This is a genomic window from Melioribacteraceae bacterium 4301-Me, assembly GCA_041538185.1.
Taxonomy (GTDB): domain Bacteria; phylum Bacteroidota; class Ignavibacteria; order Ignavibacteriales; family Melioribacteraceae; genus Pyranulibacter; species Pyranulibacter aquaticus.
The window spans coordinates 402827-416374 of record JBGORM010000002.1; the positions used below are offsets into that span (position 1 = coordinate 402827).

Sequence of the window (13548 nt, forward strand, 5' to 3'; positions counted from 1 at the left end):
TAGATTAACTATCACTTTAACAGCCATTGCGAATTTTGACTTACTTTGTCAGCTTAAAGCAAGATTGGTTGAGTGAACCTTAATCCTACATCATTTGAATCATCCGTTCTCATCAGATGTCAAATAAAAAAGACACTGCCTTTACAAGAAATCTCTTTCTATTGTCTTTGCAAATCCCGATGTCTTTTATCGGAAGGAAGTAATCTCCCGTTGCAAAGAATTCATTATTTTACTTTTTTGCTTGAGATTGCTTCACTCACTTCGTTCGCGATGAAGTAATTTCTTATTCTGTTATGAATTTCTTTGTTAAACCAAAAATGCAATCCTAATAATAACATATAGAATTCTTCAGCTGCACTTGTAGAGGATAAGCACACCTTACAAAAAACAAGCCCATGTGCGGTTGGCAAGTTTGTACTTTCCTTTTATACGCAAGAACATAGTTAATTTTTCTATGTTCAACTGCGTAAGTTGGAGTAAGGAGAAGCTACAAAAACGAAGATCTGTTGATTAACACTGATGCTAATAAAAGTTTATTTTCGATAGAAAAAAAGCAAGTCAGCATTTAGATTGAGTCGCCTTAGAAAAGTGACTAAAAAAATCCGAAAATTTAGCTCATGGATTTAAAAAATCTTTTTCTTTTCAGTTAAAATTGCACACTAATACTTAATTTATTATTCCAAGTTTCGTAGGCTAACCTTGCATTTCCATTCTCATCGTATAAGCCTGTATCACGCCACGCTTTACTTATATCCTCTGGGGACCCAAGTGCTTTCCATAATTTATCGTAATCTTGTATTACAAAATTTATAATGAAGATTAAATTATATTTATCTGCAGCACTAAAAAGTTTATTGAAGTAATCATTTTGTTTTTGCTGAGTACCATTAAGTACAATTGAACCATTATATAATGAAGTAGTTTGAGCAGGGTATCCAGTCTCCGTAATGCAAATAGGCTTATTTTCCAGTGAAAATAACAGGTCAAATAAATTAGAAGGCATTTCGTTTGTTGATAGAGAACTTAAAAATGGATATAACGAAATTGCAAAGTAATCCGAATATTGCATTATTTGATCTAAGCCAATTTGCTGAAGTTGATAGTTAGAAGAATAATCTTGCAATAAATCCATTCCAGATAATGATACCATAATAGGTAGACTGGGGTATTCAGATTTCAGCTTTGAGTAGACATATTGATGTAATTGTAAGTATGAATTCCACAGATTTAATGTTGGGTCAGAATTAATTAACAGGTTGACCTCAATCCCAATAACTAAATAATCAGGATTAAAAAACCGTATGATGCGTCTGCAATAATTTAAGTAAGCATTTTCTACTTGTATATTGTTGAATGTATAGGTATTCCATGGATAAGCAAGAGGCTGATTGCTTGAACTCGATTTGTACAAAGCTAATCCGTTACGATTAAAATTTATGGGTGTTACAGAAACAATAATTTTAGCGCCTGGAGGTGTTTTTGCTTTTCGTGTCTGCCAATCGTTAATAATATATGTGCTGTAGTTTTCTCCGTATAACGATTCTTGCCATGGAATACCATCATCAAAATGATGGGAGATAATATCGGCATCATTTTTAATTTTTAAGTAGACAGTATCAAGTGAACCAGCAGTTACATCATAAGGGAAAGGAGTAAAGCCTAAATAGTAACTTCTTGTGTTTCCAGTTGGTGGAGTAACTACATCTCGAAGATTACATGAATTCAATAATATTTGTGCAATAATCGATAAAATAAAAAACAATTTTAATGTTGTGTGCTGAATATGCATTTCTTTGTTGCAGTTAAATTAAAATTTTACTTTAATAACAACTTTTTTAACTGTAGCGGGGTCATCAACTGAAATACCCGGCATGTGAATATCATCGGGAAATAATATTACAAAATGACCCTCTTTAACTTTTACAAAATTTCCTTTTCCTTCTAAGAACATTATATCTTTTTCTGTGTTATACTCTTCAATTATTTTCATATCTTTAATTTTACCGAAGCCTATATTTTCTACACCATTTATTACATACTGAATGTCAATATATCTTTTGTGGGCTTCCCATTTGCCAGCACTTAAAGGTTTAGAATTATATTGATCTACAAGTGCAAATACGTCGTCGCCATCAATTGGGTATTTACCTTTGCTGATTTTTGAGAAATCTGTTTCAATTAAATATGATAGCCCTTGTCGAATTTTTTCACCGAGAGGAAAATAAAGATGGGCATTTTCAATTTGATCAAAAATCATTTTGTTTTCCTATTTATTAAATTGACTTAAATAACAGAATAAACTTAATGCAAAAGTAGCAATAACAAACAAATGAAATATTACTTTTTCTAGTGTTGGAATTGGATTGTCTTTTATGGGCGGCAGGAATGTAACGGTGTCTTTATAAATTCTATCGTATTTTCTTAACCAATTTTCACTTGGTTTAAACAAATATGGAATCCACCATTTTTTAATTTCATATATTAGAATAATAACATAAATGAACAGTGAAGCAAGCATTATTAATTTAATGTTAAAAGTGTAAGCAAAGGGAGGTATAAATAATAAGATGCCTTTATAAGCAGGATCAATAAATCTCTCTTTCCATGAGAATTCACGTATGTTGTTGAATGGATAAAGATCAACAAGCTTGGTTAAGCTGTAATAAATAAAAAGAATTATTTGAACAATGCTGACTGAAATCATATTTAAATTTTGAAAAGAATTCCAGCTGTTATAACATAAAAATTGCTTTTTAAGGATTCTTTAACTGGAAGATTATCTAACTTAAGATTGAGAAAAACATAACGAATATCGCCTATAAGCGTTACATTTCCAAATGGCAGTTCAACTCCTCCGCCAAAGTGATAACCAAATTTTTGAGTTGTTTCATCTCTAAGGCCATTCTGTTTATATGAAGCAGAATATTCATATTTTACATTGTACCATCCTGCACCAGCAGTACCATAAACGATAGGAATGAAGTAAATCAAGGCTGTTGCCATAAGAGGGTAGCTGGTTGTTTTAACATTTCCATTAGCAAATTCTTCTTTTTTGTAATTTATAGAACCCTCAATCCCAAGACTGTTGGTCAATTTAACTCGTAAAGCCACACCTAACATTGCAGAAGGATTATCTGCATCTTGAGATTTGTAATATCCAATTTGTGGTCCAATCCCAATTGATTGGGCATAATTAATTGCTCCACAAGTAATAATAAATAAAATAATGATTGATAACTTTTTCATATAGCACCCAAACATTTTATGAGGAAATTTAAAAAATTTATTTTTAGGAAGCAGATTAATTTTGTGGTGGTACGCGCAAATTTGTTGTTGTTTGCAAGCCTTCCGCAAGTTCAGGTAAAATACCAAGTTTTGAGTATATGGGTCTAATAGCTTTTCGTAACTTAGGCAGTTTTAACGCAAAAAGTAGTGAGCCAAGTATACACGAAATTCCTCCAAATACTAAAGTTGTAGGAGCACCAAATTTAGAAGCTAAAATTCCGAACAGCAAGCTGCCAAATGGCATCATACCCATAAATGCCATTGTGTAAAAGCTCATTACTCTGCCTCGTTTATCGTCATCAATAATGGTTTGAATTATTGTGTTGCTCGAAGCACCTCTAATTATCATTGACATGCCGGTTAATATTAAAAAAAACATTGAAAGAATTAATGACCTTGAAAACGAAAAAGCAATTAGCGTAACACCAAAAGAAAATGTTGTATAAAGTACAATTCTTCCCAGTCCCAGCACAGATTTCTTTGAAGCAAGAAGGAGAGCCCCTAATAAAGCGCCAGCACCTATGGAGCCCATTAAAAACCCAAGTGTATTTGGCCCGCCATGTAAAATGTTTTTTGCAAAAACAGGCATTAGTACAACATAAGGCATTCCTGTTAAGCTTACTAATGCAACAAGTAGTATTAAATACTTAGTTGGAGTAAAACTAAAAGTATATTTGAAACCCTCTTTAAGTCCTTCTAAAACATTTTTTTGTGTTTTAATGACTTTTGAATAATCAATTTTCATGGCAAGAAGAGCTGCAATTACAGCGAAAAAGCTAATTCCATTTATAAGGAAGCAAATCGTCTCGCTTGTTTCAGCTAAAAGAATTCCGGCTACCGATGGTCCGAACAATCTAGCAGCATTAAACATCATAGAATTAAGAGCGATTGCGTTCCCAAGGTCTTCTTTATTTTCAATCATTTCGACCACAAAAGCTTGACGAGCTGGGGTATCGAATCCATTAACAATGCCAAGGAAAAGATTAAGTACTATTAAATGCCAAACTTCCACTGTAGATGTAATTAATAGAAATACTAATAGAAAAGCCTGAAGCATAGCAAGTGATTGAGTTGTAATTAAGATTTTGTGTCGATTTAGTTTATCTACAATAATACCTGCAAAAGGAGAAAGAATTAGTGATGGAATTTGGCTTGCAAAACTGATGAGTCCAAGCATAAAAGCTGAGTTGGTTAATCGATAGACTAACCAACTCATCGCAATTTGTTGTGTCCATGTGCCCGTCAAAGAAATTATTTGACCGCCAAAGAACAGTTTATAATTTCTGTACTTTAATGCCCGCCATGCGGCAGATAAACTGAAACCCGAGGTTCTGTTAATTCTTTTGCTCAATAAATTAGAATCCCCGTCTTAAACTCACTTCATTAGGGTTAAAGTATTTTCTTGGAAATTTTCCATCCATAACAGAAGCATTATAAATAAATGAGGCCATAATTACAGCAGACTGCATTAAATCGCCAGCACTGCAGTGGTCATATACATCCATATTTGAATGATGAGTACGAGTGCCATAAGCTAATTCGTCTTGAATGAATTGAAATCCAGGCAAACCTACAGCATCAAACGAAACATGGTCTGTGCTGCCTGTATTTCTTATAGTAACTGTTGAAGCACCTAAATCGTTAAACGGTTTGAACCATTCTTCAAATATTGGTCGTGCGGCATCATTGCCTTGTAAATAAATTCCTCTAATTTTGCCTGAGCCGTTGTCGTAGTTGAAGTAAACAAAAAAGTTATCGTATTCTGGTTTTTTCTCTTTTGTTTCTATATCAAAAAAATGATTTTTAACGTAAGCCCTTGAACCAATTAAACCTTCTTCTTCGCCGTCCCATAAAGCAATTCTAATTGTTCGCTTTGGTTTAAGACCAAGTTTTTCTAATATTCTAACTGCTTCAATAGCTACGGCACACCCAGCTGCGTTGTCAGTTGCTCCAGTTCCAGAATGCCATGAATCAAAATGTCCGCCCAGCATTACAATTTGGTCTTTTAGGTTCTTATCTGTACCAGGTATTTCAGCAATTATATTATAACCAGTTGAATCTTGGTTATAAAATTTAGTTTGAATTTCAGCTTCAATTTCTACTGGTATATTTTTTTCTAATATTCTTACAATTCGATTATACTGTTCAGTTGAAATTACAACCTGCGGCAAAGAAGTTTCGTTCATATTATTATAGGAGCCGCCACTTTGTACAAATACAGTACCATCCATACCTCTTGAAGGTTCAATTACAAGTTTAACGCCTTCTGAAACAAGGAATTCGTTAATTTTTTGCATCAACATTCTTCTTTCTCTAAATTGTCTGAATCTATCTGCAAAAGATGATTTATTGCTTGGCTCTGGAGCTTTTGCTAGTTCAGCTAATTCTGTCTCGGTTCTTCTTGTTGCATCAGGTTTAAAAGTTTCTTCTATAGTCTGTTCGGGCTGCGTGAGCACAATAGCGTCTTTTAATTTACCTTTATATTGTTCGATGTCTTCTGCTTTTTCTATTTTAATGAGTATAGGGCTTCCTTTGATTAAGCCGTTAGTGCTGCCTGTCCATGCTTTTGGGTAACCAATTATTGGCATGTAAGTGGGTTCGGTCATTGCCATATAAAATTTATTAAATTCCCACCCGCGACCAAAGGTACCAAATGGCTCAAGATGCGCGTTCTTTAAGCCATATTCTTTTAATTTTTCAACTGTCCAGTTTGCAGCTTTAAAAAATGAAGGTGAATTTGCAAGACGTGGCCCGTAAACGTCAGTTAAGTAACTGAGAATCTCCATTACTTTGGAATTTTCCAAGCCTTCGTGACGAATTTGCTGGATGACATTTAAGTCTACTTTCTGCTGAGAAAAAGTAGTGAAGGAAAATATCAATACGATAAAAAGACTGAAAATAGTTTTTTTCTGCATTTGCCTTCCCTTTCTAAGTGTTGATATTTAGTTAATTGTGTTGTTTTATATTTAACTGAAAAGGTGACATATATTTATTCGGTTCCTTCTGAATAATTTAAAATAGGTCTAAGCCACTTTTCTGCTTCTTTTAGACTTATTCCTTTTCTCTTTCTGTAATCTTCAACTTGGTCTTTACTAATTTTACCAACAGTGAAATATTTTGAATCTGGAAATGAGAAATATAATCCACAAACTGAAGATGCAGGATACATAGCCATACTTTCAGTAAGTTTTATTGAAGTATTTTTTTCAACATCAAGTAATTTCCAGATTACCAATTTTTCAGAATGATCTGGCTGAGCTGGATAGCCTGGTGCTGGACGAATTCCCACATATCTTTCTTTGATTAAATCTTCGTTAGAAAGGTTTTCGTTTTTTGAATAACCCCAAATTTCTTTTCTTACTTTTTCATGCAATAGTTCAGCGAAGGCTTCTGCAAGTCGGTCAGATAATGCTTTAATTAAAATCACAGAGTAATCATCATTTTCATTTTGATATTTTTCTAATAATGATTCTAAGCCAATTCCACTTGTTACTGCAAATGCACCAATGTAATCATTAACTAAAGAATCTTTAGGGGCAATATAATCAGCTAAGCAGATATTTGGTACTCCGCTGCTTTTTTGAGTTTGCTGCCTTAAGAAATGTAATACACACAAAATACCTTTTCTTGTTTCATCAGTATAGATTTCAACATCATCTTCAACAGAATTAGCCGGGAATAAGCCAACAACACCATTAGCTTTTAGTAATTTTTTTGAAATGATTTCGTCCAGCATTTTATTCGCATCTTGAAAAAGCTTTTTAGCTTCTGTACCATATTTTTCATCTTCTAAAATTGCTGGGTATTTGCCTTTAAGTTCCCATGCCGAGAAGAAAGGAGTCCAATCAATATATTTTCTTATTTCTTTCAAAGAAAAATTATTGAAAATTGATATCCCGAGCTTATGCGGTTTGTAAGTCTGGATTTTTTTCCAATCGGTTTTAGGTTTATTTTTTCTTGCTTCTTCAATTGTAAGAAAGTTCTTGGATGTCTGTCTTTTTTGGTAATCATCAATAAGTTTCTTGTATTCATTTTTTATTGAATTGACAAATTTGTCCCTTTGTTCAGAATTTAATAGGTTACTTACAACTCCAACGCTCCTGGAAGCGTCGAGTACATGGATAGTTGGACCTTCGTATTCTGGACTAATCTTAACAGCGGTATGAATTCTTGAAGTGGTTGCACCTCCAATAAGCAGTGGTAATTTGAGTCCTAATCTTTGCATTTCTTTTGCCACATGAACCATTTCGTCCAATGAAGGTGTTATTAAACCACTTAAACCAATAATATCTACTTTTTTTTCGATGGCGGTAGATAATATTTTTTCAGATGGTACCATTACACCCAAGTCAATTACTTTAAAGTTATTGCAGCTAAGAACAACCCCGACAATATTTTTACCAATATCGTGAACATCACCTTTGACGGTTGCAAGCAGAATAGTACCTGTCCCACCCTTACCCTCCCCTAAGGAGAGGGTAGATGTTTTGTAAAGAGATTCTATTTGTTTTAGTTTTTCTAAAATTTTGTTTAAAACCTTCTTTGTATTATAAATAACTTCATCATTAGTAAATCTGATTACTTCAAAACCAAGTTCATTTAATTTTTTGGTTCTTATTTCATCTGATTCAATATTTTCTGGTAATTGGTGAATTAAACCATCAATTTCGATTACAAGCTTTTTCGAAAGACAAACGAAATCGACAATATATTGGTCGATAATATGTTGTCTGCAGAATTTATAATTATAAAATTTTTTTGATTTTAGATGTTCCCATAAAATTGATTCAGCTTTAGTAGGATTAGATCGATGCAATTCACAAAATTCTTTTAATTTGCTATACAAAATAGGATCTGCTGTTTCCCATTTAAAATCCCCTTCCCTTAGGGAAGGGGTAGGGGGATGGGCCAAGTATGGTTCCAAATAAGCCACAGCTTTTTTCATAACCCTAGCGCTTTTAACCACCTGGGGCAAAAACATTTTACCTGAGCCAAATAGGTCGCCAACTACATTCATTCCTTCCATTAAAGGTCCTTCGATAACAGTCAAGGGTGAGGAATATTTAAGCCGAGCTTCTTCAACATCTTGTTCAATATAATCATCAATTCCCTTTATTAGGGAATACTTCAGTCTATCTTCAACAGATTGATTTCTCCATTCTCTTTCTTTTTCGTGGGTTTTAGTTTCCTTTTGAATTGATTCAGCATATTTAATTAATTTTTCAGTAGCATCAGGATGTCTATTAAATATAACATCTTCAATTAGTTCTAGTAGGTCTTTTGGAATATCCTCGTAGACAGCTAATTGTCCAGCGTTAACAATTCCCATATCCATGCCGGCTTCAATAGCATGATAAAGAAAGACCGAGTGCATTGCTTCGCGAATAGTGTCGTTACCTCTAAATGAAAAAGAGAGATTGCTAACACCACCGGAGACTTTTGCCAAAGGCAGATTTTTCTTAATCCATCGTACTGCTTCGATATAATTTACAGCGTAAGAATTATGTTCTTCAATGCCGGTAGCGATAGCAAAGATATTTGGGTCGAAAATAATATCTTGTGGAGGAAAATTAACTTTCTCAGTTAATATCTTATATGCGCGTTCACAAATTTTAATTTTTCTTTCAAAAGTGTCAGCTTGTCCCTCTTCATCAAAAGCCATAACAATCACTGCTGCTCCATAACGTAAAATTAGTTTAGCACGTTCAATAAATTTTTCTTCACCCTCTTTTAGACTTATTGAATTAACAATACCTTTACCCTGTATACATTTTAAACCAGCTTCAATTACTGACCATTTGGATGAGTCTATCATTATAGGAAGTTTAGCAATATCAGGTTCAGTTGAAATTAGATTTAAAAATTTAGTCATGGCCTCTTCGGAGTTAATCATAGCCTCGTCCATATTAACATCAAGAATTTGAGCACCACCTTCTACTTGTTCCTTAGCAACAGACAAAGCTTCTTCAAAATTTCCTTCTTTAATTAATCGAGCGAACTTTTTAGAACCGGTTACATTTGTCCTTTCACCTATATTTACAAAGTTCATATTGGGTCTAAATACCAGCGGTTCTAATCCACTTAATCTTAAATAAGGCTCAACCTTAGGGACAGTTCTTGGCTTATATTTAATTGCAATTTCTGAAAAAGCTTTAATATGTTCTGGAGTAGTTCCGCAGCATCCGCCCACTATATTTAAGAACCCGCTTTTGGCATAATCTTCCAGGACAGACAACATTGCATTCGGTGTTTCATCATATTCGCCTAATTCATTTGGCAATCCAGCATTAGGGTATAAGCTAACAAATGTATTAGCAATATTAGAAAGCTCTTCAATAAATGGGCGCATTTGTTTTGGTCCTAAGGAACAGTTGAGTCCTACACTTAAAAGGTTTTTAGTATGTGATATTGAAATCCAAAAAGCTTCAGTTGTTTGACCCGAAAGAGTTCTTCCGCTTAAGTCAACAATAGTACCTGAAATCATAATAGGAATTTGCTTATTAATTTCATCGCACAATTCCATTATGGCAAATAAAGCCGCTTTAGCATTAAGGGTGTCAAAAATTGTTTCGACCAGCAAGATATCCACACCACCGTCCATTAGTCCGCGTACCTGTTCTTTATAAGCTGTAGAAAGCTGGTCGAAAGTAATTGCACGAAAGCCTGGGTTAAGAACATCGGGAGAGATTGAAAGTGTTTTGTTTGTTGGTCCAATGGCGCCAGCGACAAATCTTGGTTTTTGGGGATTTTGTTTAGTAAAAAACTCTGCTGATTCTTTAGCAATTTTTGCAGCATTAAAGTTTATTTCATAGACAAAGCTTTCTGTATGATAATCGCTTTGAGAGATGGAGGTGCCATTAAAAGTGTTTGTTTCAATGATGTCAGCTCCGGCCTTTAAATATTCTGTGTGAATTTCTTTTATAATTTCAGGATGTGTTAAATTCAATATATCGTTATTTCCTTTTAGGTCGTGTGGATGGTCCTTGAATCTATCACCGCGGAAATCCATTTCAGACAATTTGTAACGCTGTATCATTGTTCCCATAGCACCGTCTAAAATGAGAATCCGATTTTTTAATATCTCCGAAATTAAATCAAGTTTACTAGACATTTTTTCTCACTTTCTAAAGAATATGTGTATTTGCAATGCAAAATTATAACAAATTATATTTGTATAGTAATGTATAACTTATTTTTATGGCAAATGCAATCAAGTTAGTTTAATTAACACTTATTGAACATAAATTTCTCTGTTGAGTTGGTTAACTCACTTCAAAAAGTGCTTCTAACATGGCTTTGGGTTAAATCAACTTTAATCATTAAATTTGATTAAATATAAAAACAAGAATGGAGACAAAATGATAGTAGTTACAGGCGGAGCTGGATTTATTGGTAGCGCTGTTGTTTGGAAATTGAATTTGATTGGCAAAGAAAACATTATTATTGTAGATGAGCTCGGAAGCGATGAAAAATGGAAAAATTTAAATGGACTTAAATTTGCTGATTTTTTTCACAAAGATGATTTTATTCAATTAATTTTAGAAGATAATATTAGTTTTGATATTGACTCAATTATACACTTAGGTGCTTGCTCTTCTACTACAGAAAAGAATGCTGACTACTTGATGGATAATAACTTCAAGTATTCACAGGTTCTCGCAGATTATTCTGTAAAAAATAACATTAGATTTATTTATGCCTCATCAGCAGCTACCTACGGTGATGGCAGTAATGGCTATGACGATGATGAAAGTAAATTAGATAAACTTAGACCCCTAAATATGTATGGTTACTCAAAACATGTTTTTGATTTATGGGTAAAGAAAAATAATTTATTTGATAAGGTAGTTGGGTTAAAGTATTTCAATGTTTATGGCCCGAACGAATATCATAAAAAAGAAATGAGAAGTGTCGTTCACAAAGCCTTTGAGCAAATTAACGAAACTGGCAAGGTGAAGTTGTTCAGGTCGTATAATAAACAATTCAAAGACGGAGAACAAAAGCGTGATTTTATTTATGTAAAAGATGCGGTTGATATGACTTTGTTTTTTTTAGAACATCGCGATAAAAATGGCTTATTTAATGTAGGTACTGGTAAAGCACAAACATGGAACAGTCTTGTAACTGCCTTATTTAATGCAATGAACAAATCTGTTAAAATTGAGTATATAGATATGCCTGAAGATATTAAAGAAAAATACCAATACTTTACTGAAGCGGAGATAAAAAAATTAAGAGCAGCTGGATACAAAAATAAAATTATGAGTATAGAGGAAGGTGTAACCGATTATGTGCAAAATTATTTGCTAAAAAATCCTTATTTAAGTGCATAGAAAATGAGGGAATTAATGACTGACTTTGAACCTCCCAAATCGAGAGCAGAATTAAGAAAAAGGCTTTATTTTTTTACACTGAAGTTAATTGAATTTATTGATTTACTGCCGAAAGATAATGTTTCTCAACGTATTGGGGATGAACTTTTCAGCAGCGGTACGAGCGTAATAAGTAACTACATTGAAGGGCAGGCGGCAATAACAAAAAAAGCAATGACAGAATTCATGCTTGAAGCAATTAAATGTACTAATGAAGCAAAACTTTGGCTGGCTTTATTAAGGGATAGCAAACGAGCTAACCAGCAAAAAGTAAAATGGTTTCTCGACGAACTGGATGAATTATCGCAAATTCTTGCTTCTTTAATTAATTCTAAAGAAAAGCTATGAAACAACAACTTGCAACTCTCTGTTACGTTATCAAGGATAACAAAACATTAATGATTTACCGTAACAAAAAACAAAATGATTACCATGAAGGTAAATGGAATGGACTTGGCGGTAAATTTGAACCTGGTGAAACACCTGAAGAATGCGCAGTTAGAGAAGTTAAAGAAGAATCTGGATTGTTAATAAAAAATCCAAGAATGCACGGCTTTATTACATTTCCTATGTTCGATGGAGTTAAAGATTGGTATGTGTTCCTTTTTACTGCAACTGAATTTGAAGGAGAGTTAATTGATTCTAACGAAGGAAAACTTGAGTGGATACCAAATGAAAAATTAACTGAATTGAATTTGTGGGAAGGTGATAAAATCTTTATCCCGTGGTTATTTCAAGAGAAGTTTTTCAGTGCAAAGTTTAATTATAGAGATAAAAAATTCATTGATTACAGTGTAGAATTTTATTGAGTGAATTTGCTATTTATGATAATTTTTCCATCACTAAGGTCACAAAGTTACTCTAAGAATTAATTTTACTTTTGAATTTGTTTTTTGGTGTTTCTTTCTGAAATCCTTTGTGCTACTCAGCAGTTAAATTTTTATTATAAAATTTTATTTATAGAGACTTCTGAAAAATTTAATGAGTCATTCCCGTGCAAACGGGGATCTATTGTTTTCAAAGTAGATTCCCACGTGGGAATGACAACCGCTGATAATTCAATTTTTCAGATGTTTCTTATACATATTTTTTTATATGATTCTCCTTTCCAAAAATCCTTTAATTAAATCGTTTACGTTATCTGGATTTTCTAAAGGCGACATATGACCAGCACGTGGTATGACTGCAAATTCTGAATTGGGAATTTTTTCTGCTATTTCTCTCATTAATGTTGGCGGAGTTAAAGTATCAAAAGAACCGTAAATCAATAAAGTAGGTAATTTTATTTTTTGTAAAAAATTAGTTGTGTCGGTTCTGCTTAACATTGCAATTAATGCACCTTTTACTCCGATAGGATTATGTTTGTAGGATTTTTTAAGTGTATCTTCGATGAGTTCCTTTTTTTCATTGAGCGAGATATCTGAAAATGTATTTTTTACAAATGCCTCTACAAAAGGAGCTAATCCTTCTGTGTTAATTTGATTAATTGCAGCTGCTCGTTTCAATTTTGCAGCGTTATCGTCTGCACTCGGTTTTGTGTCTACGAAAATAAATCCAGAAAATTTGAATTGGTTGATTTCAGCAGCTCTAAAAGAGATGTAACCGCCCATCGAATGCCCGCATAAAACTGGTTTATCTAGATTTAATTCTGTAATTATAGAAAATAAATCCTGAACATAGGCTTCCATTGTGTATTGTCCGTCACCTACATAACTTTCTCCTAAACCTCTTACATCGTAAGTTATGCAATAATAATTATCTTTTAATGCATTAACTTGGAAATCCCACATTGTATGGTCATAAGGAAATCCGTGTACAAATATAATTGGCGTTTTGCCAATAGTTCCTTCAGTGAAAACTGCTAAGTTGTTTATTATTCTTTTCATTATTT

11 protein-coding genes are annotated in these 13548 nt (G+C 33.3%); 3 read left to right on the forward strand and 8 right to left on the reverse strand.

Annotated features, from left to right (window positions below; translation table 11 throughout):
• Positions 1 to 646: 646 nt before the first annotated feature.
• From ABRY23_05190 to metH, 7 genes are all read right to left on the reverse strand, one after another.
• On the reverse strand, positions 647 to 1789 hold the full coding sequence (locus ABRY23_05190) for a hypothetical protein (protein MFA3782443.1): 1143 nt from the start codon (positions 1787 to 1789) through the stop codon (positions 647 to 649).
• An 18-nt stretch (positions 1790 to 1807) separates the two neighbouring features.
• A complete protein-coding gene (locus tag ABRY23_05195; GenBank protein MFA3782444.1) occupies positions 1808 to 2257 on the reverse strand; it encodes a YhcH/YjgK/YiaL family protein in 450 nt (149 codons plus the stop codon).
• A gap of 9 nt (positions 2258 to 2266) precedes the next feature.
• A complete protein-coding gene (locus ABRY23_05200; GenBank protein MFA3782445.1) occupies positions 2267 to 2704 on the reverse strand; it encodes a hypothetical protein in 438 nt (145 codons plus the stop codon).
• Positions 2705 to 2706: 2 nt separating this feature from the next.
• Complete coding sequence (locus ABRY23_05205) at positions 2707 to 3246, reverse strand: outer membrane protein (GenBank protein ID MFA3782446.1); 540 nt, start codon at positions 3244 to 3246, stop codon at positions 2707 to 2709.
• Between the two features lie 55 nt (positions 3247 to 3301).
• Positions 3302 to 4636, reverse strand: coding sequence for an MFS transporter (locus ABRY23_05210; GenBank protein MFA3782447.1), 1335 nt, complete (start codon positions 4634 to 4636; stop codon positions 3302 to 3304).
• Between the two features lie 4 nt (positions 4637 to 4640).
• On the reverse strand, positions 4641 to 6200 hold the full coding sequence (locus ABRY23_05215) for a M20/M25/M40 family metallo-hydrolase (protein MFA3782448.1): 1560 nt from the start codon (positions 6198 to 6200) through the stop codon (positions 4641 to 4643).
• Between the two features lie 74 nt (positions 6201 to 6274).
• Positions 6275 to 10396, reverse strand: a complete 4122-nt coding sequence (gene metH / locus ABRY23_05220; GenBank protein ID MFA3782449.1) for a methionine synthase — start codon at positions 10394 to 10396, stop codon at positions 6275 to 6277.
• 247 nt (positions 10397 to 10643) lie between these two features.
• On the opposite strand from metH, the gene rfaD reads away from it, so the two are divergent.
• From rfaD to ABRY23_05235, 3 genes are read left to right on the forward strand one after another with little or no spacing between them, the layout of a single operon-like run.
• Positions 10644 to 11618 carry an ADP-glyceromanno-heptose 6-epimerase gene (gene rfaD / locus ABRY23_05225; GenBank protein MFA3782450.1) on the forward strand — a complete coding sequence of 325 codons (975 nt, stop codon included), beginning with the start codon at positions 10644 to 10646 and terminating at the stop codon, positions 11616 to 11618.
• A gap of 15 nt (positions 11619 to 11633) precedes the next feature.
• Positions 11634 to 12005 carry a four helix bundle protein gene (locus tag ABRY23_05230; protein MFA3782451.1) on the forward strand — a complete coding sequence of 124 codons (372 nt, stop codon included), beginning with the start codon at positions 11634 to 11636 and terminating at the stop codon, positions 12003 to 12005.
• Positions 12002 to 12466, forward strand: coding sequence for an NUDIX domain-containing protein (locus ABRY23_05235; GenBank protein ID MFA3782452.1), 465 nt, complete (start codon positions 12002 to 12004; stop codon positions 12464 to 12466). The genes ABRY23_05230 and ABRY23_05235 overlap by 4 nt, the downstream gene beginning before the upstream one ends.
• 282 nt (positions 12467 to 12748) lie before the next feature.
• On the opposite strand, the gene ABRY23_05240 is transcribed toward ABRY23_05235, so the two are convergent.
• Complete coding sequence (locus ABRY23_05240; GenBank protein ID MFA3782453.1) at positions 12749 to 13543, reverse strand: alpha/beta fold hydrolase; 795 nt, start codon at positions 13541 to 13543, stop codon at positions 12749 to 12751.
• Between the last annotated feature and the right edge of the window lie 5 nt (positions 13544 to 13548).

What these genes read in the sequence shown, in the direction of transcription:
- ABRY23_05190 (MFA3782443.1), bottom strand. Translation starts at nt 1,789, where the DNA reads ATGCATATTCAGCACACAACATTAAAATTGTTTTTTATTTTATCGATT.
- ABRY23_05195 (MFA3782444.1), bottom strand. Translation starts at nt 2,257, where the DNA reads ATGATTTTTGATCAAATTGAAAATGCCCATCTTTATTTTCCTCTCGGT.
- ABRY23_05200 (MFA3782445.1), bottom strand. Translation starts at nt 2,704, where the DNA reads ATGATTTCAGTCAGCATTGTTCAAATAATTCTTTTTATTTATTACAGC.
- ABRY23_05205 (MFA3782446.1), bottom strand. Translation starts at nt 3,246, where the DNA reads ATGAAAAAGTTATCAATCATTATTTTATTTATTATTACTTGTGGAGCA.
- ABRY23_05215 (MFA3782448.1), bottom strand. Translation starts at nt 6,200, where the DNA reads ATGCAGAAAAAAACTATTTTCAGTCTTTTTATCGTATTGATATTTTCC.
- metH (MFA3782449.1), bottom strand. Translation starts at nt 10,396, where the DNA reads ATGTCTAGTAAACTTGATTTAATTTCGGAGATATTAAAAAATCGGATT.
- rfaD (MFA3782450.1), top strand. Translation starts at nt 10,644, where the DNA reads ATGATAGTAGTTACAGGCGGAGCTGGATTTATTGGTAGCGCTGTTGTT.
- ABRY23_05230 (MFA3782451.1), top strand. Translation starts at nt 11,634, where the DNA reads ATGACTGACTTTGAACCTCCCAAATCGAGAGCAGAATTAAGAAAAAGG.
- ABRY23_05235 (MFA3782452.1), top strand. Translation starts at nt 12,002, where the DNA reads ATGAAACAACAACTTGCAACTCTCTGTTACGTTATCAAGGATAACAAA.
- ABRY23_05240 (MFA3782453.1), bottom strand. Translation starts at nt 13,543, where the DNA reads ATGAAAAGAATAATAAACAACTTAGCAGTTTTCACTGAAGGAACTATT.